This is a genomic window from Aeromonas sp. R7-2 (genome assembly GCF_040908105.1).
Classification (GTDB): Bacteria; Pseudomonadota; Gammaproteobacteria; order Enterobacterales; family Aeromonadaceae; genus Aeromonas; species Aeromonas caviae.
Window position 1 is genome coordinate 288,466 of the sequence record NZ_JBFODC010000035.1, and the last position, 23,216, is coordinate 311,681.

General features: G+C 63.2%; 18 protein-coding genes. 13 read left to right on the plus strand and 5 right to left on the minus strand.

Features of this window, described 5'->3' with window-relative positions; translation table 11 throughout:
• The first annotated feature begins 24 nt into the window (after positions 1-24).
• The 11 genes from ispC to accA all read left to right on the plus strand — a co-directional run bounded on the left by ispC (position 25) and on the right by accA (position 14,371).
• Entirely contained in the window at positions 25-1,221 is a 1,197-nt protein-coding gene (gene ispC, locus AB5Y47_RS14980; RefSeq protein WP_323929751.1) for a 1-deoxy-D-xylulose-5-phosphate reductoisomerase, read from the plus strand.
• A gap of 76 nt (positions 1,222-1,297) precedes the next feature.
• The gene (rseP, locus tag AB5Y47_RS14985) at positions 1,298-2,650 is read left to right on the plus strand and encodes a sigma E protease regulator RseP (RefSeq protein ID WP_069651739.1); all 1,353 of its coding nucleotides are present in this window, start codon (positions 1,298-1,300) and stop codon (positions 2,648-2,650) included.
• Between the two features lie 34 nt (positions 2,651-2,684).
• Positions 2,685-5,108, plus strand: a complete 2,424-nt coding sequence (bamA, locus tag AB5Y47_RS14990; protein WP_029313941.1) for an outer membrane protein assembly factor BamA — start codon at positions 2,685-2,687, stop codon at positions 5,106-5,108.
• Positions 5,109-5,254: 146 nt separating this feature from the next.
• Entirely contained in the window at positions 5,255-5,767 is a 513-nt protein-coding gene (locus tag AB5Y47_RS14995) for an OmpH family outer membrane protein (RefSeq protein ID WP_029313943.1), read from the plus strand.
• 3 nt (positions 5,768-5,770) lie between these two features.
• Positions 5,771-6,790, plus strand: a complete 1,020-nt coding sequence (gene lpxD, locus AB5Y47_RS15000) for a UDP-3-O-(3-hydroxymyristoyl)glucosamine N-acyltransferase (RefSeq protein WP_039039449.1) — start codon at positions 5,771-5,773, stop codon at positions 6,788-6,790.
• 24 nt (positions 6,791-6,814) lie between these two features.
• Positions 6,815-7,276, plus strand: a complete 462-nt coding sequence (gene fabZ / locus AB5Y47_RS15005; RefSeq protein ID WP_010673414.1) for a 3-hydroxyacyl-ACP dehydratase FabZ — start codon at positions 6,815-6,817, stop codon at positions 7,274-7,276.
• Positions 7,277-7,278: 2 nt separating this feature from the next.
• Positions 7,279-8,070 (plus strand): acyl-ACP--UDP-N-acetylglucosamine O-acyltransferase, encoded by a 792-nt coding sequence (gene lpxA, locus AB5Y47_RS15010; RefSeq protein ID WP_010673415.1) that lies wholly within the window; start codon positions 7,279-7,281, stop codon positions 8,068-8,070.
• Complete coding sequence (lpxB, locus tag AB5Y47_RS15015; protein ID WP_104451737.1) at positions 8,063-9,202, plus strand: lipid-A-disaccharide synthase; 1,140 nt, start codon at positions 8,063-8,065, stop codon at positions 9,200-9,202. Before lpxA ends, lpxB begins: the two co-directional genes overlap by 8 nt.
• A gap of 78 nt (positions 9,203-9,280) precedes the next feature.
• Complete coding sequence (gene rnhB, locus AB5Y47_RS15020; RefSeq protein ID WP_010673417.1) at positions 9,281-9,871, plus strand: ribonuclease HII; 591 nt, start codon at positions 9,281-9,283, stop codon at positions 9,869-9,871.
• A 53-nt stretch (positions 9,872-9,924) separates the two neighbouring features.
• On the plus strand, positions 9,925-13,404 hold the full coding sequence (gene dnaE, locus AB5Y47_RS15025; RefSeq protein ID WP_010673418.1) for a DNA polymerase III subunit alpha: 3,480 nt from the start codon (positions 9,925-9,927) through the stop codon (positions 13,402-13,404).
• A 16-nt stretch (positions 13,405-13,420) separates the two neighbouring features.
• A complete protein-coding gene (gene accA / locus AB5Y47_RS15030; protein ID WP_010673419.1) occupies positions 13,421-14,371 on the plus strand; it encodes an acetyl-CoA carboxylase carboxyl transferase subunit alpha in 951 nt (316 codons plus the stop codon).
• A gap of 80 nt (positions 14,372-14,451) precedes the next feature.
• Here the strand turns inward: accA and AB5Y47_RS15035 are convergent, their stop codons facing one another.
• Complete coding sequence (locus AB5Y47_RS15035) at positions 14,452-15,843, minus strand: MATE family efflux transporter (RefSeq protein ID WP_113977720.1); 1,392 nt, start codon at positions 15,841-15,843, stop codon at positions 14,452-14,454.
• A 106-nt stretch (positions 15,844-15,949) separates the two neighbouring features.
• Entirely contained in the window at positions 15,950-16,855 is a 906-nt protein-coding gene (locus tag AB5Y47_RS15040) for a LysR family transcriptional regulator (RefSeq protein WP_039039436.1), read from the minus strand.
• Between the two features lie 496 nt (positions 16,856-17,351).
• Between AB5Y47_RS15040 and AB5Y47_RS15045 the strand changes: the two genes are divergently transcribed.
• Together AB5Y47_RS15045 and yjeH are read left to right on the plus strand one after the other, a co-directional pair.
• Positions 17,352-18,644 (plus strand): HAAAP family serine/threonine permease, encoded by a 1,293-nt coding sequence (locus AB5Y47_RS15045; protein WP_042864259.1) that lies wholly within the window; start codon positions 17,352-17,354, stop codon positions 18,642-18,644.
• Between the two features lie 125 nt (positions 18,645-18,769).
• Positions 18,770-20,050: an L-methionine/branched-chain amino acid transporter gene (yjeH, locus tag AB5Y47_RS15050; RefSeq protein WP_029313946.1), complete on the plus strand. Its 1,281-nt coding sequence runs from the start codon at positions 18,770-18,772 to the stop codon at positions 20,048-20,050.
• A gap of 43 nt (positions 20,051-20,093) precedes the next feature.
• On the opposite strand, the gene AB5Y47_RS15055 is transcribed toward yjeH, so the two are convergent.
• From AB5Y47_RS15055 to AB5Y47_RS15065, 3 genes are all read right to left on the minus strand, one after another.
• Positions 20,094-20,630 carry a GNAT family N-acetyltransferase gene (locus AB5Y47_RS15055; RefSeq protein ID WP_010673425.1) on the minus strand — a complete coding sequence of 179 codons (537 nt, stop codon included), beginning with the start codon at positions 20,628-20,630 and terminating at the stop codon, positions 20,094-20,096.
• Positions 20,631-20,702: 72 nt separating this feature from the next.
• Entirely contained in the window at positions 20,703-22,430 is a 1,728-nt protein-coding gene (locus tag AB5Y47_RS15060; protein ID WP_216987996.1) for an ABC-F family ATP-binding cassette domain-containing protein, read from the minus strand.
• A gap of 348 nt (positions 22,431-22,778) precedes the next feature.
• Positions 22,779-23,216 carry a PliI family lysozyme inhibitor of I-type lysozyme gene (locus tag AB5Y47_RS15065; protein ID WP_216987997.1) on the minus strand — a complete coding sequence of 146 codons (438 nt, stop codon included), beginning with the start codon at positions 23,214-23,216 and terminating at the stop codon, positions 22,779-22,781.

The following is a 23,216-nucleotide window of genomic DNA, read 5'->3' on the forward strand; positions in this document are numbered from 1 at the left end:
TCTGTTACCCAATCAGGAGTCTTGATGCAAAACCTGGTGATCCTGGGAGCGTCAGGCTCCATCGGTCAGAGCACCCTCAAGGTACTGCGCCACAACCCCGGGCGCTGGCAGGTGCTGGCGCTGACCGCTGCACGCAGCGTGGACGCCATGCTGCGCGACTGTCTCGAATTCTCCCCCCGGTTCGCCGTCATGGTGGACGAAGGCGCCGCCAGCGAGCTGGCGGGTCGGCTCAAGGCTCACGGCAGCACCACTCGGGTGTTGTCCGGTCAGGCAGCCCTGTGCGACGTGGCTGCTCACCCCGAGGCCCACAGCGTGATGGCGGCCATTGTCGGTGCGGCGGGTCTGGCACCCACCATGGCTGCCGTGCGCGCCGGCAAGCGCATTCTGCTGGCCAACAAGGAGGCGCTGGTGATGTCCGGCGCCTTCTTCATGGAGGCGGTGCGCGAGCACGGCGCCGAGCTGCTGCCCATCGACAGCGAACACAACGCCATCTTCCAGTGCCTGCCGGTCGACGTGCAGCGCCAGCCCGGTTTCTGCGATCTGGCCGGGGCGGGGATCAGCAAGATCCTGCTGACCGGCTCCGGCGGACCTTTCCGCTATGCCGATGTGGGTGAACTGCACCATGTCACCCCGGCGCAAGCCATTGCCCATCCCAACTGGTCCATGGGGGCCAAGATCTCGGTGGACTCCGCCACCATGATGAACAAGGGGCTGGAGTACATCGAGGCGCGCTGGCTGTTCAATGCGGCCCCCGAGCAGATCCAGGTGGTGATCCACCCCCAGTCCGTCATTCACTCCATGGTGCAGTACAAGGATGGCTCCGTGCTGGCCCAGCTCGGCAACCCGGACATGTGCACCCCCATTGCCCACGCTCTGGCCTATCCGGAACGGATCGAGTCCGGTGTGGAACCTTTGGATTTCTTCAGTGTCGGAGAGTTCAGCTTTATCCGGCCCGACTATGAGCGCTATCCCTGTCTGGCGCTGGCCATGAGCGCGTGCCAGCAGGGGCAGGGGGCGACCACCTCCCTCAATGCCGCCAACGAGGAGGCCGTCGCGGCTTTTCTTGCAGAGCGGATCGGATTTATGGATATTGCCAGAGTCAACGAATCCGTCATGGCCGAGCTGGGCAGCAGTGCTGCCGGCTCTCTGGCGGATCTCATCGCCCTGGACGGTACGGCCCGAGCCCGTGCCCAGCAACTGATAAAGGAGCTTGCCGTATGAACGGACTGTGGTGGCAGCCAGCCCCTCTCCATGCTCTCGAGCGCAGGACTGGACATGACCGCGAGGTACGCGGCTGATGGGCGGGGTTCTGTGGAATATCGGCGCCTTCATCGTGGCTCTCGGGCTGCTGGTGGCGGTGCATGAATTTGGCCACTTCTGGGTGGCTCGTCGTTGCGGCGTCAAGGTGGAGCGCTTCTCCATCGGCTTTGGCAAGGCCATCTGGCGTCGCCTTGGCAAGGATGGCACCGAATACGTGCTGGCCCTGATCCCCCTTGGCGGTTACGTCAAGATGCTGGATGGCCGGGTCGACGAACTCAAACCGGGGGAGGAGGCGCAGGCCTTCAACCACAAGAGCGTCTGGGCCCGGATGGCCATCGTCGCGGCCGGCCCCATGGCAAACTTCGTGTTCGCCCTGTTCGCCTTCTGGCTGATGTTCATGATAGGGGTGCCGAGCGTCAAACCCGTGGTGGGCGAGGTGCGTCCCGCCTCCATCGTGGCAGAGGCCGGCATCCTGCCAGGCATGGAGATCGTCGGCGTCGGCGGCGAGGAGACCGGTGACTGGGAGAGCGTCACCTACGCCCTCATCAGCCACCTTGGTGATGATTCGGTCCAGCTCAAGCTCAAGGCGGCTAACACCAGCTATGCAGTGGACAAGACCCTGCAGCTGGCAGGCTGGAAATTCGATCCGGACAAAGAGTCACCCATCGGGAGCCTCGGGATAGTGCCCCTCGGTGGCAAGGTGTTGCCCGTGGTGGAGGCCGTGGTGCCGTCGAGCGCCAGCGAGAAGGCCGGCCTTCAGATAGGGGATCGCATCAAGGGGGTCGATGGAGAGGCCATCACCGAATGGGCCCAGTTTGTCGAGCGTGTCCAGCAGTCACCGGCACAGCCGCTGCAGGTGACGGTGGAGCGCGGGGGCAGCGAGATGACCCTGACCCTGACCCCGGACGGGAAGAAAGTGAAGGGCCAGCTGGTCGGTTTTGTGGGCTTGTCGCCGCAACTGGTTCCATTACCGGATGAGTATCGAACTCTGTTACAGTATGGGCCTTTGCAAGCCCTGTGGCATGGGGTCCAGAAGACCTGGAGCCTGATCACCCTGACCTTCGACATGATAGGCAAGCTGATCGGTGGCATCGTCTCTTTGGACAACCTGAGCGGCCCCATCTCCATCGCCAAGGGGGCCGGCAGCAGCGCCGATTACGGGTTGGTCTATTTCCTCGGATTCCTGGCGCTCATCAGCGTCAACCTGGGGATCATCAACCTGTTCCCCCTGCCGGTGCTCGATGGTGGCCATCTGGTCTATTTCCTCATCGAGGCGATCACCGGCAAGCCGGTATCGGAAAAAATTCAGGAAGTTGGGTTCAGGATAGGCGCCGCCATTCTGATGTTACTGATGGGCATTGCGCTGTTTAATGATTTCGCTCGCCTCTGAGGCCAGAGCATCAACAAGGACACATAAGAACAAAATGGCTGTTAAAAAAGCATTGGTGTTGAGTTGCCTGCTGGGGGCCAGCTTCCTGGCTCAGGCTGCCCCGGCCTCTTTTGTGGTGCAAGACATTCAGGTCGAGGGCCTGCAGCGGGTGACCCTGGGTGCCGCCCTGTTGAATCTGCCGGTGCGGGTCGGTGATTCCGTCGACTCCGTGTCCCTGGCGAACGCCATCAAGAAGCTCTATGCCTCCGGCAACTTCGAGGACGTCAAGGTCTATCGCGACGGTCAGGTGCTGCAAGTGGTGGTCAAGGAGCGCCCGACCATCTCCAGCATCGAGTTCTCCGGCAACAAGGACATCAAGGAAGAGCAACTGACCCAGAGCCTGGAATCCTCCGGGATCCGCGTGGGTGATCCGCTGGATCGCACCGTGCTGAGCTCCCTCGAGAAAGGGCTGGAAGATTTCTACTACGGCGTGGGCAAGTACTCCGCCAAGGTCAAGGCCATCGTCACCCCGCTGCCGCGCAACCGGGTCGACCTCAAGTTCACCTTCGTGGAAGGGGAAGCGGCCAAGATCCAGCAGATCAACATCGTCGGCAACAACGTCTTCCCGGAAGAGAAGCTGCTGGCCCAGCTCTCCCTCAAGGACGACGTGCCCTGGTGGAACTTCACCGGCGATCAGCGCTACCAGAAGCAGAAGCTGGCCGGTGACATCGAAGTGCTGCGCTCCTACTACATGGACCGCGGCTACATCCGCTTCACCCAGGAGTCCACCCAGGTCTCCATGACCCCGGACAAGAAGGGGGTCTATGTCACCCTCAACGTCAAGGAAGGGGAGCAGTACAAGGTTTCCGGCATCCAGCTCAAGGGCGACCTCATCGACCGCGGCGGCGAGATGAAGGGCCTCATCCCCATCGAGGCGGGCAGCGTCTACTCGGCCAGCCAGGTGACCCATACCGAAGAGGTGCTCTCCAAGTTCCTCGGCCGTTACGGCTACGCCTATCCGAAAGTGGTCACCTTCCCCCAGATCAACGACCAGACCAAGGAAGTGGAGCTCATCGTCAACGTGGAGCCGGGTCCCCGGGTCTATGTGCGCAACATCAACTTCAGCGGCAACGTCACCACCAAGGACGAAGTGCTGCGTCGCGAGATGCGCCAGATGGAGGGCACCTGGCTCTCCTCCGACAACGTCGAGCAGTCCAAGACCCGTCTCAACCGCCTCGGCTTCTTCGAGACCGCGGAAGTGGACACCAAGCGGGTGCCGGGCAGCGATGACCAGGTCGATCTGGACTTCAAGGTCAAGGAGCAGCCGGCGGGGTCCATCAACGCCGGGATCGGCTACGGCACCGAGTCGGGTCTGAGCCTGCAGGCGGGTCTGCAGCAGGACAACTTCATGGGGACCGGCAAGAAGATCGGCATCAACGCCAGCACCAACGACTACTCCAAGAGCGTCGACCTGAGCTATAACGACCCCTACTTCACCGTGGACGGGGTGAGCCTGGGCGGCCGTCTCTACTACAACAAGTTCAGTGCGGCCGACGCCAACATCGTGGACTACGAGAACACCACCGTCGGTTTCCGTCTCTCCAGCGGCTTCCCGGTCAACGAGAACAACCGTCTCGACTTCAGCCTGGGCTACGAAAACAACAAACTGTCCCAGCCCAACCCCTATGTACAGGTGGACGAGTTCTGGAAGGTCTACAACGGCAATCTGGATGGCGACAACCGCATGGTGTTCAACACCGTGGACGTCACCGCCGGCTGGACCCGCTCCACCCTCAACAAGGGTCAGTTCCCGACCTCCGGTGACCGCCAGCGGGTGAACGCCAAGGTGACGGTGCCCGGCATGGATCTGCAGTACTTCAAGCTCAACGCAGAAGATGCCCACTACTTCCCGTTTGATGCCGATCACAAATGGGTCATGCTGGCCAAGGCCCGTGCCTCCTACGGCGATGGCTACGGCACCAATGGCGATTACGAGCACGTCCTGCCGTTCTTCGAGAACTACTACGCCGGTGGTTTCGATACCCTGCGCGGTTTCAAGAGCAACACAGTCGGTCCGAAGGCGCTCTACTACTACAACTTGAGTGGTAACGACGTCATCCAGGGCACTGACAGCTCGGTCGGGGGCAACGCCCTGGCGGTGGCCTCGCTGGAAATGATCGTGCCGACGCCCTTTGCCTCCGAGACCTATCAGCCCCAGCTGCGGACCAGTTTCTTCATCGACGCCGGTTCCGTGTGGGATACCCACTTCGACTACAGCCAGTATCAGAACCGTTGCTTCAGTGGTTGCAACTATCTGATGGACTACTCCGACCCGAGCAACATCCGGATGTCGACCGGTCTGTCGCTGCAGTGGCTCTCTCCCATGGGCCCGCTGGTGTTCGTGCTGGCAAGACCAATCAAGAAATACGAAGGGGACGACACCGAAGTCTTCTCCTTCAACATCGGCCGTACCTTCTAAGGGGAGCGGACGCCCCCCCGCCATGGCGGGGGAAGCATGATGGGTCGCGCGTTTGCGTGCCTCACCAGGTAACAAGACGATCTCGTGGATCGCTTGCACAATCAGGTAAATCAGGTAGCCCTCGACCGAGGGACCAAGGAGTAAGTGTGAATAAAGCGTTGAAAGTAGCTGGTTTGAGCTTTGCACTGATGGCTGCCGGCATGGGTTCTGCCTTCGCTGAGACCAAGATTGCCGTGGTCGACATGGGCGAAGTCTTCCAAAAGCTGCCCCAGCGTGAAGCCGTTGCCAAGAAGCTGAAGGGCGAGTTCGAGCCGCGCATGCGTGAACTGCAGAAGCTGGAGTCCGACGGTCAGGCACTGGTCGAGAAGTTCAAGAAGGACGAAGCCTTCATGAGCGCCGAGCAGAAGAAGCAGAGCCAGGAGAAGCTGGCCAAGCTGCAGATGGAATTCAACCAGAAGCGTCAGGCGTTTGAACAGGACAACGGTCGCCGTCAGTCCGAAGAGCGCAACAAGATCCTGACCAAGGTGCAGGCTGCCATTGACGCCATCGCCAAGAGCAATGGCTACGATCTGGTGCTGGAGCGCAACGCCGCCCCGTATGCAGCCAGCAAGCTGGACATCTCCGGCCAGGTTATTTCTCAGGTTAGCAAGAGCAACTAATTGATGGCATTCACTCTCGCACAGCTGGCCCAGCAACTGGGGGCCGAGGTCCATGGGGATGGGACCCGGGAAATTCGCAAGGTCGCGACACTGGAAAAAGCCGGGGAGGGGGAGATAGCCTTCCTGTCCAACAAGAAGTACCGGCATTTTCTGGAGCAGAGCAAGGCCACTGCCGTGCTCATCACCGAGGCAGACCTGCCGTTTTGCCCCACCAATGCCCTGGTGCTCAAGGACCCCTACGTGGGCTTTGCCCGGGTTGCCCAACTGCTGGACACCACTCCGCAGCCGGCCATGGATATCCATCCGAGCGCCGTCATCGCGGCGGACGTGCAACTGGGCGAGAGAGTGGCCATCGGTGCCAATGCGGTGATCGAATCCGGCGTCGTGCTGGGTGACGATGTGCGCATCGGCCCGGGCTGTTTCGTTGGCAAGGATACCCGACTGGGAGCGCGCTCCCGGTTGTGGGCCAACGTCACCCTCTATCACAACGTGACCCTGGGCACGGACTGTCTGGTACAGGCCGGCACCGTGATCGGGGCAGACGGTTTCGGTTATGCCAACGAGCGCGGCGAGTGGATCAAGATCCCCCAGCTCGGTGGCGTGACCATCGGCAACCGGGTCGAGATCGGTGCCTGCACCACCATCGACCGCGGTGCGCTGGAAGATACCCGCATCGCTGACAACGTCATCATCGACAACCAGTGCCAGATCGCCCACAACGTCGAGATCGGCTACGGCACTGCCGTGGCGGGCTCCACCGTGATGGCCGGTAGTCTCAAGGTCGGCAAATACTGTATCATTGGTGGTGCCTCCGTCTTTAACGGGCACATGGAGATCTGCGACCAGGCCACCGTCACCGGCATGGCCATGGTGATGCGTCCCATCACCGAGCCCGGTATCTACTCTTCCGGCATCCCCCTGCAAACCAATAAAGAGTGGCGCAAGACCGCCGCCCGGGTGATGCGTATCGAAGAGATGCACAAGCGGTTGAGCAAGCTTGAGAAAAAGCTGGATCAAGAATAATCACGATTGGTATAGGGTACTGTTTTGACTACTGAAAAGAAGAGCCTGGGCATCCAGGAAATCATGGATCTGCTGCCCCACCGTTATCCGTTCCTGATGGTGGACAAGGTGGAAAACTACGAGATCAGCGATGAGCGCAAGACCCTGCGCGCCATCAAGAACGTCTCGTTCAACGAGCCGATCTTTCAGGGCCACTTCCCGGCCAAGCCGGTCTTCCCCGGCGTGCTGATCCTGGAAGCCATGGCCCAGGCCACCGGTATCCTGGCCTTCACCATGGTGGGCAAGCCGTCCCCCAACGAGCTCTATTACTTTGCCTCCATCGACAATGCCCGCTTCAAGCGCCCGGTGGGTCCCGGCGATCAGCTGGTGCTGGATGTGGAGTTCCTGAAGGAGCGTCGCGGCATCGCCAAGTTCACCGGTGTCGCCACCGTCGACGGTGAAGTGGTCTGTACTGCCGAACTGATGTGCGCCAAGCGCGAGGTATAACCGTGATCGATCAGACTGCCATCATCCACGACACCGCCATCGTCCATGAGTCTGCCGTCATCGGCAAAGGGGTTGAAATCGGCCCCTTCACCGTCATCGGCGCCGAGGTCGAAATCGGTGACAACACCTGGGTGAGCTCCCACGTGGTGATCAAGGGCCCGACCAAGATCGGTCGCGGCAACAAGATCTTCCAGCACACCTCCATCGGTGAGGATTGCCAGGACAAGAAGTACGCCGGCGAGCGCACCTTCCTCGAGATCGGCGACAACAACGTGTTTCGCGAGAACTGCACCGTGCACCGCGGCACCACCCAGGACCAGAGCCTGACCAAGGTGGGTAGCGGCAACCTGTTCATGGTCAACGTTCACGTGGCCCACGACTGCATCATCGGTGACAACTGCATCTTCGCCAACAACGCCACCCTGGCGGGCCATGTGCACATCGGTGACTTCGTGATCTTCGGCGGTCTGTCTGCCATTCACCAGTTCGGCCGCGTCGGCTCCCACGCCTTCGTCGGTGGCTGCGCTGCCCTGAACAAGGACGTGCCGCCCTACGTGATGGCCGCCGGCAACTACGCCAAGCCGTTCGGGGTCAACTCCGAAGGCCTGCGTCGTCGTGGCTTCAGCGCCGAGGCGATCTCCGCCGTCAAGCGCGCCTACAAGGAGATCTTCCGCTCCGGCAAGACCATTGAAGAGGTGTTGCCCGTGCTGAGCGAGATGGCCCAGAGCGAACCTGCCATCCAGCTCTATGTGGATTTCCTCAAGGACAACGAGCGCGGGATCATCCGTGCCTGATCCCATTCGCATCGGCATCGTCGCCGGAGAGACCTCCGGCGACATCCTGGCCGCAGGGCTGGTGCGCGAACTGCAAGCCCGCTACCCGGATGCGCAGTTCGAAGGGATCGCCGGGCCGCGGATGCAGGCTCTCGGCGTGAAGGCGCTGTTCGAGATGGAGGAGCTCTCCGTCATGGGCATCACCGAGGTGCTGGGCCGTCTGCCCCGCATCCTCCAGGTACGCCGCGAACTGCTGCGCCACTTCATCGCCAATCCCCCCGACATCTTCGTCGGTGTGGATGCACCGGATTTCAATATCGGGGTGGAGCTGAAACTGCGCCGCGCCGGTATCAAGACGGTCCACTATGTCAGCCCCTCCGTCTGGGCCTGGCGTCAGGGCCGCATTCACAAGATCAAGGCCGCCACCGACATGGTGCTCGCCTTCCTGCCGTTCGAGAAAGCCTTCTACGACCGTTTCGATGCCCCCTGTCGCTTCGTCGGCCACACCATGGCGGACGACATTCCGCTGGTGCCGGATCAAGGGGCGGTGCGCGAGGCCCTCGGCATCGATCCCGCCCGTCGCTGGCTGGCGGTACTGCCGGGGAGTCGCACGGCGGAAGTGGGCTTCATGGCGCCGGTCTTCCTCGAGGCGTGCAAGCACCTGACGGTGCACAACCCGGATCTCGGTTTCATCGTGCCTCTGGTCAACCAGAAACGGCGCGAGCAGTTCCTCGCCATCAAGGCCGAGGTGGCCCCGGAGCTAGACATGGTGCTGCTGGACGGTCAGGGCCGCGAGGCCATGATTGCCGCCGACGTGGTGATGCTCGCCTCCGGCACCGCGGCCCTCGAGGCCATGCTGGTGAAAAAGCCCATGGTGGTGGGTTACAAGCTCAAACCCTTCAGCTACTTGCTGGCCCAGTGGCTGGTGAAGACGGATTATGTCTCCCTGCCGAACTTGCTGGCGGACAAGATGCTGGTGCCCGAGCTCATCCAGCACGAGTGCACCCCGGCCAACCTGGTGGAAGAGGTGAGCAAGCTGCTGGACCATGACAACAGCGAGCTCATCGCCACCTTCACCCGGTTGCACGAGAAGATCCGCTGCAATGCGGATGTGCAGGCAGCGGAAGCGGTTGCCGTGCTGCTGGAACGCTAGTGGGCTCTGCCTGTGTGTCAGGCGTGATGTTGTGCTGATACTGGCCCTGCGGGGCCGGTTTTGATTCAAGGCTATGAGATGACGATCGATATTCCCGAAGACAAGCTGATTGCCGGGGTGGACGAGGTGGGTCGCGGCCCCCTGGTGGGTGACGTGGTCACCGCCGCGGTGATCCTGGATCCTGCCAATCCCATCCTTGGCCTCGCCGATTCCAAGAAACTCTCCGAGAAGAAGCGGCTCGCCCTGTTTGGCGAGATCAAAGAGAAGGCGCTGGCCTATGCCATCGGCCGCGCCAGCCCGGCGGAAATCGACGAGCTCAACATCCTGCACGCCACCATGCTGGCGATGCAGCGCGCCGTGGCGGGGCTCAAGGTGACGCCCGAGCTGGTCTTCATCGACGGCAACCGCTGCCCCAGATTGCCGATGGAGGTCCGCGCCGTGGTCAAGGGGGACAGCCTGGTGGCCGCCATCAGCGCCGCCTCCATCCTCGCCAAGGTGACCCGGGACGCCGAGATGACCGAGCTGGACAGCCGCCATCCCGAGTACGGTTTCGCCCGCCACAAGGGCTACCCGACGGCGGAGCACCTCGCCATTCTGGCCGAACGGGGCCCGCTGCCCGAATACCGTCAGAGCTTCAAGCCGGTGCGCCGCGCCCTGGGGATCGAATAACCGATGCCGATCTGTCTGAACGATTTCTGCTTGCGCAATGAGAGGGCGTGACCATGGCTGATCCCCGTTTCATCCACCTGAGGGTGCATTCCGACTTCTCCATGGTCGACGGCCTGCAGAAGATCGGTCCCATCGTCTCCGCAGCCGCCGCCAACAACATGCCGGCCCTGGCCCTGACGGACCAGATGAACATGTGCGGCCTGGTGCGCTTCTACGGCTCTGCCCACGGCAAGGGGATCAAGCCCCTGGTCGGGGCGGATTTCTGGGTGCAGAGCGACGAGCTTGGGGACGAGCAGTTTCGCCTCACCCTGCTCGCCATGGACAACGACGGCTACCAGAACATCACCCTGCTCATCTCCCGCGGCTATCAGCGCGGCCATGTGCAGGGGCGCCCCGTCATCGACAAGGCCTGGCTTGGCGAACATGCCAAGGGGGTGATCGTCCTCTCCGGCGGGCGCGAGGGGGATGTGGGCAAGTTCCTGCTCAAGGGCAACCGCCAGATGGTGGAGCATTGCCTCGCCTTCTACCAGACCCACTTCCCGGATGCCTACTACCTGGAGCTGCTGCGTACCGGCCGCCCGGACGAGGAGGTCTACCTCCACATGGCGGTGGCCATTGCCACCGAGTTCGAACTGCCGGTGGTTGCCACCAACGAGGTGGTGTTCCTCACCGCCGATGACTTCGATGCCCACGAGATCCGGGTCGCCATCCACGACGGCTACACCCTGATGGACAAGCGCCGACCGCGCCGCTACAGCCCCCAGCAGTACCTGCGCAGTCAGGAGGAGATGGCGGAGCTGTTTGCCGACATCCCGGAAGCCCTGGAAAACACGGTGGAGATCGCCAAGCGTTGCAACGTGACGGTGCGCCTTGGCGAGTATTTCCTGCCCAATTTCCCCACCGGCGACATGACCACCGAGGACTTCCTGGTCATGAAGTCGAAGGAAGGGCTGGAGGAGCGGCTCGAATTCCTGTTCCCGGATCCGGCGGTGCGGGCCGAGCGTCGTCCCGAGTATGACGAGCGTCTCGACATCGAGCTCAAAGTGATCAACCAGATGGGCTTCCCGGGTTACTTCCTCATCGTGATGGAGTTTATCCAGTGGTCCAAGGACAACGGCATCCCCGTTGGTCCGGGCCGGGGCTCGGGGGCGGGGTCGCTGGTGGCCTATGCCCTCAAGATCACCGATCTCGATCCGCTGGAATTTGACCTGCTGTTCGAACGTTTCCTGAACCCCGAGCGGGTCTCCATGCCCGACTTCGACGTCGACTTCTGCATGGACAGGCGCGACGAGGTGATCGATCACGTCTCCGAGATGTATGGCCGGGAGGCGGTATCCCAGATCATCACCTTCGGCAGCATGGCAGCCAAGGCGGTGGTGCGGGACGTTGGCCGGGTGCTGGGCCACGCCTACGGCTTTGTCGATCGCATCTCCAAGCTGATCCCGCCCGACCCCGGCATGACCCTCGCCAAGGCGTTCGAAGCCGAGCCCAAGTTGCCGGAGCTCTACGAGCAGGACGAGGAGGTCAAGGACCTCATCGACATGGCCCGCCGCCTGGAAGGGGTGGTGCGCAACGCCGGCAAGCACGCCGGTGGCGTGGTGATCGCGCCTACCAAGATCACCGACTTTGCGCCGCTCTATTGCGACGACGAGGGGCATCACCCGGTCACCCAGTTCGACAAGAACGACGTGGAGTATGCCGGGCTGGTGAAGTTCGACTTCCTGGGGCTGCGCACCCTCACCATCATCGATTGGGCCCTTGGCATGATAAACCCCCGTCTTGCCAAAGAGGGCAAGCCGCCGGTGGACATCGCCGCCATCCCCATCGACGACAAGAAGTCGTTCGCCCTCTTGCAGCGTTTCGAGACCACGGCGGTGTTCCAGCTCGAATCCCGCGGCATGAAGGACCTTATCAAGCGGCTGCAGCCCGACTGCTTCGAAGACATGATCGCGCTGGTGGCCCTGTTCCGCCCGGGCCCGCTCCAGTCGGGCATGGTGGACAACTTCATCGAGCGCAAGCACGGCAAGGAGGCCATCTCCTACCCGGACGAGAAGTGGCAGCACGAAAGCCTCAAACCCATACTCGAGCCCACCTACGGCATCATCCTCTACCAGGAGCAGGTGATGCAGATCGCCCAGACCCTGGCGGGGTATACCCTGGGTGGCGCGGACATGCTGCGCCGGGCCATGGGCAAGAAAAAACCCGAAGAGATGGCCAAGCAGCGGGCGGGCTTCGAGGAGGGGGCGGTCAAGAACGGCGTCGACGGCGAACTGGCGATGAAGATCTTCGATCTGGTGGAGAAGTTTGCGGGCTACGGCTTCAACAAGTCCCACTCCGCTGCCTATGCGCTGGTCTCCTACCAGACCCTCTGGCTCAAGACCCACTTCCCGGCGGAGTTCATGGCGGCGGTCATGACCGCCGACATGGACAACACCGACAAGATAGTGACCCTGGTGGACGAGTGTCAGCGCATGGGGCTGACCGTGATACCGCCGGACGTCAACACCGGTCGCTATCGCTTCAGCGTCAACGAGGACGGCCACATCGTCTACGGTATCGGCGCGGTGAAGGGAGTAGGGGAAGGGCCCATCGAGGCGATCCTGGAGGCGCGGGATCGGGACGGTCCGTTCCGCGACCTGTTCGACTTCTGCAACCGGGTGGACATCAAGAAGCTCAACAAGCGGGTGATGGAGAAGCTCATCCTCTCCGGCGCCATGGACAGGCTCGGCCCCCACCGCGCCGCCCTGATGGCGACCCTGGAGGAGGCGATGCGCGCAGCCGAGCAGCACGCCAAGGCCCAGGCGGTGGGGCAGGTCGACATGTTCGGCGTGCTCACGGAGGAGATCGACGACGTCAAGAAGGCGTTCGCCAACGTGCCGCACTGGCCCGACAAGGTGTGGCTGGAAGGGGAGCGCGAGACCCTGGGGCTCTACCTCACCGGTCACCCCATCAACCAGTACAGCAGCGAGCTGCGGCGCTACACCTCGGGCCGACTGTGCGATCTGCATCCCACCTCCCGCGATACCGTGACCACGGCGGCGGGGTTGGTGATCGCGGCGCGCAGCATGGTGACCAAGCGCGGCAACAAGATGGGGATCTTCACTCTGGACGACAGATCCGGCCGTCTGGATGTGACCCTTTTCAGTGAAGCGCTGGAAAAATACGAAGAATTGATGCAAAAAGACCGTATTTTAGTGGTTTCTGGACAGGTCAGCTTTGATGACTTCTCCGGTGGCCTTAAAATGTCGGCCCGCGAATTGCTGGATATCAACGATGCGAGGGAGCGTTTTGCCAGGGCAATCCGCATCTCCCTCGATGAACAACGCATTGACGAGCGCTTTTTCCCGCGTTTGTGCGAGATTTTGGAGCCCGCCCGTGCCGGAGTCTGTCCGGTTCAGGTAAACTATCGTCGCCCCGGTTCCCGGGTGCGATTGACGCTCGGTACCGAGTGGCGGGTGACGCCCACCGATCAACTGATAGATGACTTGCGAGTCCTGCTTGGACGAGAGCGGGTTGAATTGGTTTTTGATTAGAGGATCTATTGTCCCTATGAGTCTTTTTCTGGATTTTGAACAGCCGATCGCCGAGTTGCAGGCACAGATCGATGAACTGCGCCATGTGAGCGAGCACAACAGTGCCGTGGATCTCAGCGAAGACATTCGCCGGCTGGAGAAGAAAAACGAAGAGCTGACCAAGAAGATCTTCGGCGATCTGGGTGCCTGGCAGGTATCCCAGATGGCACGTCATCCCCAGCGCCCCTACACCCTCGACTACATCGAGCAGATCTTCACCGATTTCGACGAACTGGCCGGGGATCGCGCCTATGCCGATGACAAGGCCATTGTCGGCGGCATCGCCCGTCTCGACGGCGAGCCCGTGATGATCATCGGTCACCAGAAGGGGCGCGAGACCAAGGAGAAGATCAAGCGCAACTTCGGCATGCCGCGCCCGGAAGGGTACCGCAAGGCCCTGCGCCTGATGGAGATGGCCGAGCGCTTCAAGATGCCGATCATCACCTTCATCGACACCCCGGGTGCCTACCCCGGCGTGGGTGCCGAGGAGCGTGGCCAGTCCGAAGCCATCGCCCGCAACCTGAAAGTCATGGCCGGCCTGACCGTGCCGGTGGTCTGCACCGTGATCGGTGAAGGCGGCTCCGGCGGCGCTCTCGCCATCGGCGTGGGTGATCGGGTCAACATGCTGCAGTACTCCACCTACTCCGTCATCTCCCCGGAAGGGTGCGCCTCCATCCTCTGGAAGAGCGCCGAGAAGGCCTCGGTGGCGGCGGATGCCATGGGCATCACCGCCCAGCGCCTGAAGGAGCTAAAGCTCATCGACAACATCGTCGAGGAGCCCCTCGGCGGTGCCCACCGCGACGTGGAGAAGATGGCCAAGCACCTGAAAGCGCGCATCAAGCAGGATCTGGATGCCCTGCGCCCCCTCGACAGCGAGCAACTGCTGGAGCAGCGCTACCAGCGTCTGCTGGGTTACGGCTACTGCTGATCTGCCGCTTCCAATAAAAAGTCCCCGCATGCGGGGACTTTTTTTATGGGCGACGTTTGTGGGGGACGCCGGGGCGGGCCTCAGGGGGCGGTCAGCGCCCGTTGCATGGGGACGGAAGCACGCCCTCCGGCAGGGCTCAGGGCCCGCCACTCCCGCCACAGCAGCCAGCACAGGGGGGGCGTCAGCAGCAGCACGGTGGCGGGCTGGGCCATCAAGACCCCGTCGCGCCCCCACCAGAGGGGCAGCAGGAAGATGAGGGGCAGCAGCAGCACCGTCTTGGCCACGGAGATGACGAGGGCCTGGCGGGTGCGGGCCATGGCCTGCAACAGCACGATGCCGAACATGACGATTCCCTCCAGGGGCAGGGCAGCGAGGTTGAGGGTCAGGCTGCTGATGGCGGCGGCGAGCAGCTCTGCATCCTGATCCCCGGTGTAGAGCATGGCGACCGGCTGCGGCAGCAGCTGGACAATCAGCCAGACCCCCAGGCCATAGACCAGGGTGATCTTGAGACCCATCGCCATCAGGAACTGGAGGTCGCGATGGCGCCCGGCCCCCGCTGCCTGGCTCACCAGGGGCTGGATGCCAAATGCCAGTCCCTGCAGGATGACGATGAAGACCGCCTCCGTGTACCCCGCCACGGTGAAGCCCGCCAGATCCTTGACCGTGCCGTGCACCATCAGCTGGCTGTTGTGCAGCAGCAACAGCAGCCCCAGATTGAACTGGGCGATGAGGCTCGGCAGCCCGGTGAAGAGCAGGCCGGGCATGGCCGGGAAGCGGGGCACCAGCTGGCGCCAGGTCAGCCGCAACCGGGCGTGGCGGGTGAAGAAGTACCCCAGGCCGAGCAGGCTGACCATGGCCTCCGAGAGGAGGGTGGCCTGGGCCGTGCCGGTGAGGCCGAGCCCGAGCCGGCCCACCATGATGTAGTTGAGCAGGATGTTGAGGAGGGCGCCGCCGCTCACCAGTACCATGGCGAGGCGAGGGCGGCCGTCGTTGCGAAGCAGGTAGGGCACCGCCAGGTTGCTGGCGAGCAGCAGGGTGCCACCGCCAATCCAGGTGAGGTAGTCGCTGGCCTGCTGCCAGGTGTCGGTGCCGGGGGCCATTCCCAGGGCCTGCAGGATATCGGTGTGCCAGTGGTGCAGCAGCAGCGGCGCTACCGTGCCCAGGATCAGCAGCAGCCAGAGGGCGCTGACCAGAGCCTGGCGGGCCAGAGCGAGGTTCCTGGCGCCCTGCTGGAAGGAGATGGCGGTGGCGGCCCCCATGGCGATCATGGCGGCAAGGCCGATGAGCACCATGATGACCGGATAGACCAGGTTGATGCCGGCAAGGCCGGCGGCCCCCACGTAGTGGCCGACGAAGATGCCGTCCACCAGGTAGTAGGCGCCGGAGACCAGCATGGCCATGACGGAGGGGAGGGCATAGCCCCAGAAACGGCGGGCCATGGCCCGTTGACGCAGACGGAAGTAGGCGGACATATCTGTACTCGGGAAAAGGGCCGGAATCGAGCAGACAGTCTAGTTTCTTATGGATTAATTGATAATCAGGCTTTCATTTGATGAATTGCTGAATACAGCTCATCAATCAACGGATCCTGTGATACTCCTTCAGCATGTCGATCAGGGCTCGCAGCCCTTGCCCCAGCTGGTGCCGGCCCGGATAGAAGAGGTTGAACCCGGCAAAGCTGGGGCTCCAGTCATCCAGTACGCTCACCAGCCGCCCCGATGCCAGGGCGTCGAACACCTCCCCTTCATGGCAGTAGGCGAGCCCGAGCCCCGCCTCGGCCGCCCCCAGGTAGAGCGCGGGCGTGCTGGTGGTGAGCGGGCCCGTCACTTCGATCTCCAGCAGTTCCCCCTCGGCGGCAAAGGCCCAGCGATAGTGGTGATGGGGCGTGAGCCGATAACCGATGCAGTCGTGCTGGCGCAGATCCGAGGGGTGGCGAGGGGTGCCACGCCGTGCCAGATAGTCGGGGGAGCCCACCACCAGATAGCGCTGCTGCGGGCCCAGGGGAACCGAGATCATCTCCTGGGGCAGCAGGTCGCCGTAAAAGAGGGCGGCGTCGTAGCCATCCTCGATGAGGCGGGGCATCAGCTCCAGTTCCTCCACCTCCACCTGCATGCGCGGGTAGCGCACCAGATAGTCGATGAGCACCGGGGCCAGCACCTCCTGGATGGCGGCTCGCGGGGCACAGAGCCTGAGCCTGCCCACGGGTTCGCCCGCGTGGCGCGTCAGCTCCGCCAGCGCCGCCTCCAGTTGCCCCAGGGTTGGCAGCACCTGGGCCAGCAGCCGTTCGCCCGCCTCGGTCGGCACCACGGCCCGGGTGCTGCGATTGAGCAGCCTGACGGCCAGGCGACTCTCCAGCCCTTTGAGGGCATGACTCAGGGCCGAGGCGGAGACCCCGAGCTCGAGGGCGGCCTTGCTGAAACTGCGGTGACGGGCGACGGCGGCAAACACGGCCAGCTCGGCGAGATCGGTGCGGGAGAGGGTCATGGTCGGTACGCAGAAAAGGGGCGGACACAAAGGGTACGCCATGGGGCGACGGGAGACAATCGGGGGGCAATGAGGGGGTTGTGACGAAATTGTTGCGCATTTCAAGGGTGAGGTGGGTCACACTGAAAAGTTTATATGTTAAAAAAAAATCGCAATATGGCGATTCAAGTGTGATCTGAAGCGACGGAAAGGCGATTCCAATCAAACTTTGGTTGATTAATTCAAAAAAACGCTGTGATTAATAGGGCCTTTTAACTAGAGTCATCTCATCGGATGAGGTGAGCGTTATCCCGTTGTTAACGAGCGAGCACGATCCCCTCTGTATTACGACTCCCCGCCCGTGTTTGTTGCAATCAGGTTGCCACAGGGAGTGGCGGCCGGATGGCCGGGGCGGAGGAACAAACAGGACGAATAGCTGGAGTTCCAGGGAAAGGAACCGGGCCCAGGCCCACTGACAAGTTAAGATCCCACTTTCCTTGATGACAGGAACACCCCTATGTCTGACATGAACATTGCAGTTGAAGGCAGCTTGAGCAAAGCCTCCTCCCGTGGCATCAACAAGGCCGACGTGGTCTGGATGCTGGGTCTGTACGGTACCGCCATCGGCGCCGGTGTCCTCTTCCTGCCGATCAATGCCGGTGTCGGTGGCCTGTGGCCGCTGGTCGCCATGCTGATCCTGGCCCTGCCGCTGACCTTCTTCGCCCACCGTGGCCTGACCCGCTTCGTGCTGTCCGGCTCCACCCGTGACGGCGACATCACCGAGGTGGTGGAAGAGCACTTCGGCAAGACCGCAGGCAAGTTCATCACCCTGCTCTACTTCTTCGCCATCTACCCCATCCTGCTGATGTACTCCGTGGCCATCACCAACACCGTCGAGAGCCTGATGGTGCACCAGCTGGGCATGACGGCACCTCCCCGTGCCATCCTCTCCCTGGTGCTGATCCTGGGTCTGATGGCGATCGTTCGCCTGGGCGGCCAGGTCATCGTCAAGGCGATGAGCGTGCTGGTCTTCCCGTTCGTGATCACCCTGATGGGCCTGGCGCTCTACCTGATCCCGCACTGGAACGGTGCCATCATCACCGAAGCCCCTGCGCTGGGTGAGGCCTTCAATGGCGACTTCATCAAGACCCTGTGGCTGGCCATCCCGGTGATGGTGTTCTCCTTCAACCACTCCCCGATCATCTCCTCCTTCGCGGTGGACAACAAAGGCCGCTACGGCGCCAACGCCGAGAAGAAGTGCAGCAACATCCTGCTGGGCGCCCACGTCATGATGGTGATGACGGTAATGTTCTTCGTGTTCAGCTGCGTGCTGAGCCTCTCCCCGGCTGACCTGGCGGCGGCCAAGGAGCAGAACATCTCCATCCTCTCCTACCTGGCCAACCACTTCGACAACCCGGTGATCGCCACCGTGGCACCGCTCATCGCCATGGTTGCCATCAGCAAGTCCTTCCTGGGTCACTACCTGGGTGCGCAAGAGGGCATGAACGGCCTGATGGCCAAGTCCCTGCGCGAGAAGGGCAAGAACGTCGACGTCAAGCAGCTGAACAAGGTGACCGCGGTCTTCATGATCCTGACCACCTGGGCCGTGGCCACCATCAACCCGAGCATCCTCGGCATGATTGAAGATCTGGGCGGCCCCATCATCGCCATGCTGCTCTTCCTGATGCCGATGTACGCCATCGCCAAGGTACCGGCCATGCGCAAATATGCCGGCAACCTCAGCAACGGCTTCGTCACCCTCATCGGCCTCATCGCCATGTCCGGCATCATCTACAAGCTGATTGCCTGATGACAGCGTTCATCCCTGTGAGAAAGCCGCCCCCCGGGGCGGTTTTTTTATGGGCACAAATGCTTAACAAAGCGGTGGTGGCGGCCTAACATGGCGGGATGTTTTTCTAGACGGGACAACAGGATATGTCTGGGTTGAAAAAGGATCTCGGGCTCTGGCAGGGGATGGGGCTGCTCGCCACCTCCCTGCTCGGTACCGGGATCTTCGTGGTACCAGCCACCGCCGCCTCGCTGGCGGGAGGGGCGTCGCTGTGGGCCTGGTTGCTGCTGATTGCTCTGGTGCTGCCCATCGCCTTTACCTTCGCCCGCCTTGGGCGGCGATATCCCCACGCGGGTGGCGCCCCCCATCTGATTGGCCTCGCCTTTGGCAACGGCGCCGAGCGCTTCTCTGCTTTCCTGTTTCTGGCGGTGCTGCCGGTGGGCCTGCCTGCCGCCCTCACCATCGCCGCCGGTTTCTGGCACGCCCTGTTCGACATGGGGGAGTGGACCCTCTGGGGCATCCAGCTGCTCACCCTGCTCGGGGTCTTTCTGCTGGGGCTGCGGGGGGCGCGCTCCTCCGGCAATCTGCAACTGCTCATTGCCCTGGCTATCCTGGGGCTCACCCTGCTCATCTGGTTCAAGGGGGATCTCAGCTGGCGCGATGCCGCCCAGCCTCTGCCAACGGCGAGCGAGTGGCCCGCCATGGGATCGGCGCTGGCGGTGATGTTCTGGTGCTTCGTGGGGCTCGAGGCCTTCGCTCACATGGGGGAGGAGTTCAAGCGGCCAGAGCGGGACTACCCCCTTGCCCTGTTGGGGGGCGTGCTGCTGGCGGGGCTCATCTACTGGGTGCACTCGCTGGTGGTGCTCAAATATGACCTCTACGGGGACGAGGCGACCAATGCCATCGCCATTCCGGCCCTGCTCTCCCTGCTGTTCGGCCCCACCGCCAAGTGGCTGGTGGCGGTGCTGGGCTATCTCTCCTGCTTCGCCAGCATCAACATCTACCTGCAAGGTTTTGCGCGCCTTATCTGGAGCATGGCGCGGGAGGGTAAACTGCCGGTCTCCCTCTCTCGCCTCTCGGCCCGGGGCGCTCCCCTGCATGCCCTTGCCTGGGTGCTCGCCATCTGTTTCGTCTCCATCACCCTGATCCTCTGGCTGCGTCTGCCCCTTGATGCGCTGATCCGCTACGCCAACGGCAACTTCGTGCTGGTCTATCTGCTCTGCATGGCGGCGGGCTGGCGCTTGCTGTCGGGGACCGGCAAGGGGTTGGCGGGCCTCAGCGTGCTGCTCTGCACCCTGGTGCTGCTGGCCCTCGCCACCCAGGTGCTCTATGCCCTTGTGCTGAGCCTGGGGTATGGCGGCTTCTCCCTGTGGCGGCGCAGACGCCGCCGCTCGGCGTCCGATGAGGGTGTCTGCGCCATCAAGTAACTCCCGAAAAAAAGCCCCGCAGCGCGGGGCTTGTTGTTGCGGGTCACAGGCTGGCGGGCAGGTCGCTGCGCAAGATGGCGTAGTGGCGCAGGGAGATGAAGCCATCCCCCTTGCGCTCGCACTCCCGCGCCGTGCCCTCGTAGTGAAAACCGGCCCGCTCCAGCAGGCAGGCGGAGGGGCGGTTGGGCTCCTCCACCACTGCCAGCAGCCGGTGCAGGTCGGTGGTGCGGTAAGTGAGCGGGAGCCAGAGTTGCAGCGCCGCGCTCATCACCCCCTTGCCCCAGTGTTCGGGATAGAGCCAGTAGCCCAGCTCGGCACACCGGTGAGTCGGGTCGGCATCGTTGTAGCCGATGGCCCCCTGCGGCTCGCCCGAGAGTCGGTCGCGAATGAGATGCCAGGCGCCACGGCCGGTGCGGGTCAGCTCGGCATACCAATTCATCTGTGCCCGGCATGCCGCCAGGCTGTCGTAGCTGACGCCGTAGTAGGCGACGATCCGGGGATCGGAGAGGCCGCGGAAGATATGGGGCAGATCGGTGTCGGTGACGGGATCCAGCCTGATGTGGGGTGGTGCTGATGTCATGATGACTCCTTGCGGCCAGCCGTGGCTGGCCGCGTGTGTTGCGTAACAAGAGATGGATGATCCGGGCTGGCGTCAGGCAAACCCGAGCCGCTCGGCCAGGCGCGCCAGCTCGTCACGCCATTGCTGCTGCAGGCGCGGGGTCTGGTGCCTGGGCTTGCGGGCCAAATCGGCGGCGAGCAGGGCATCGAGCTCATACCAGCGCGCCAGCAGCGCCTCTTCGTCATCCCCCGTGGCGGCCGCAGTCTGCGGGTCACCTGATTGAGCCGGGCTGCCCGCCTGCAGCAAGGGGGCATCGCCCAGCAGCTCGGCATAGGCCCGTTCGGCACAGTGGGCCTCCTGGATGCGCCCGTCCTTTATCAGCCAGAAGCGGTTGCAACTGCGCTCGATCAGCTCCCGGTCGTGGGAGACCAGCAGCACACCCCCCGGGAAGGCGGCAATGGCGTCGGCCAGCTCCTCCTTGCCCGCCAGATCCAGGTGATTGGTGGGTTCGTCGAGCCAGATCATGTGGTGGCTGCCGAGGGACAGGGCGAGGAACAGCAACCGTGCCCGCTCGCCCCCGCTCAGGGTGTGCACCTGCTGGCCGTGGCGGACATAGGGGAAGCCCGCCCGGATCAGCGCCTGTCGCCGCGTCACCTCAGGCAGAGGGGCCAGGGGGTACAGCGCGTCGCTCAGGGTGGCGTCGTCAGCCAGCTGCTGCAGGGACTGATCGTAATAGGCGATGCTCGCGCCGGGGTGGCAGTACCAGCCCGCCTGCAGGCTCTGCGCGGCCAGTTCGCGCCAGCACTGGCGCAGCAGGGAGGACTTGCCGGTGCCGTTGGCACCGAGCAGGGCGACCCTGTCTCCCGCCCGCAGCCAGAGCCCCTCGGCACGCAGCAGCGGCGGCAGTGCCGGTGCCGGCGATACGTCGAGGGCCTCCAGCCGCAGCAGGGTGTCGGCGGGCAGGCTCACTCCGCGCAGCTCGAGCCGCCAGGGGGCCAGCGCCGCCACCTGGCTCTGCTCCTCCTGCAGGCGGGCGATGCGTTTTTCCATGGACTTGGCCTGGCGCACCAGCTTCTCGTTGTCATGCTCCCGCCCCCAGATGGCGAGGCGCTTGCTGCTGGCGCTCAGGCGGTCTATCTCCTTTTGCTCGTCCGCCCGGCGCAGGCGGGCCTGCTCATCCTCGGCAGCCAGCGCCGCCCTGGCCTGGCTGCAGGGCAGGGCGAAGCGGTGCAACTGGCCGTCTCGCAGGATCAGGGTCTGATCCGTGACGCTGTCCAGCAGGCGAGCGTCGTGGGAAACCAGCACGAAGGCGCCGCGCCAGCCCAGCAGAAACTGCTCGAGCCAGAGCAGGGCGGGCAAGTCCAGGTGGTTGCTGGGCTCATCGAGCAGCAGCAGGTTGGGTTGACGCAGCAGGGCGCGCCCTATCTGCAGCCGGCTGTGCTGGCCACCGCTCAGTGCACTGACCGGCAATGTGGCCTGGGCCTCCAGCTGCAGTTCGGCCAGCAGCTTGTCCACCTGCCATTCGGCGGCGGGGTCGTTGCCCAGTGCATCCAGCAGCACGGCGCGGGTGCTGAGGGTGGAAAGCCCGGCGGGCAGTTGCTGGGCCACGAACTCGCAGCGGCAGGCGGCGGCCTGCACGACCCGGCCGGCCTGGGGCGTGCGCTCGCCCGCCAGCAGCGCGAGCAATGTGCTCTTGCCGCAGCCGTTGGCGCCAATCAGGCCGAGTCGGTCGCCTGCGCGAATGCCGAGTTCGAGGTGATCAAATAAGGGAAGGTGCCCCGCACTCATCTGCAGGGAATGGGTACTCATCAGGGTTGTCATGCTCTTGCTCTCTTAAATCGCGGGATGGGAAATCCCTGTCATCAGGAGCGCTGGCGACAACGGCAGAGTCGAGAAAGGTCTCGGTATGGAAGGGAGTCGGCTTTGCTCGAACCCGCTATCGCAGCGCGATGGTATGCAGGCAAGAGCACTTGAATGTGCCGAACAGGCGAGCCGAGAACATCGGACACGCTTGGATAACCATTTTTTACCTCCTTGTGTTTCGTGATGGCACGGTGCGGCGATTATAGGCACAGAAAAAAACAGTCGTCTATCCGCCCTGTGGGGGCCGTGGGCACCGCATCGGGAGGTGCGGGGTAAAAAACGCCCCGTGATACGGGGCGTGGGGGGTCAGTCGCGGGGAGTCTTGAGGGCCTCAATCACATCGTCACTGGGGGCCAGTCCCTCCACGTGGTTGAAGCTCTCCAGCCCCTCCTGGGGATTGATGGTGAGGGCGTCGGCGCTCAGGTAGCTGCCGCTGCCGGCGCTCTCCACCACGACGATGACTTCAGGCTGCTTGTCGCCGTTGAGATCCAGCAGCTTGAGCTCCTTGATGCTGCCATCGCGCGGCAGCACCTTGCCGTCGATGAACTGATCCAGCGGAAACTGGGGGTTGGCACCGGAGTAGAAGCGCACGTCGTAGCTGCCGGTGGAGGCAGGCTCGCCGCGCCCTTCGCTGACGGTCACCACCTGGCCGGAGGGGAGTGTCAGCTGTTTGAAGAAGCCGTCCGCCGCCTGGCTGGCGAGGGGCAGGGTGAGCAGGCCGAGAGTAAGGAATAAGGCTTTCAT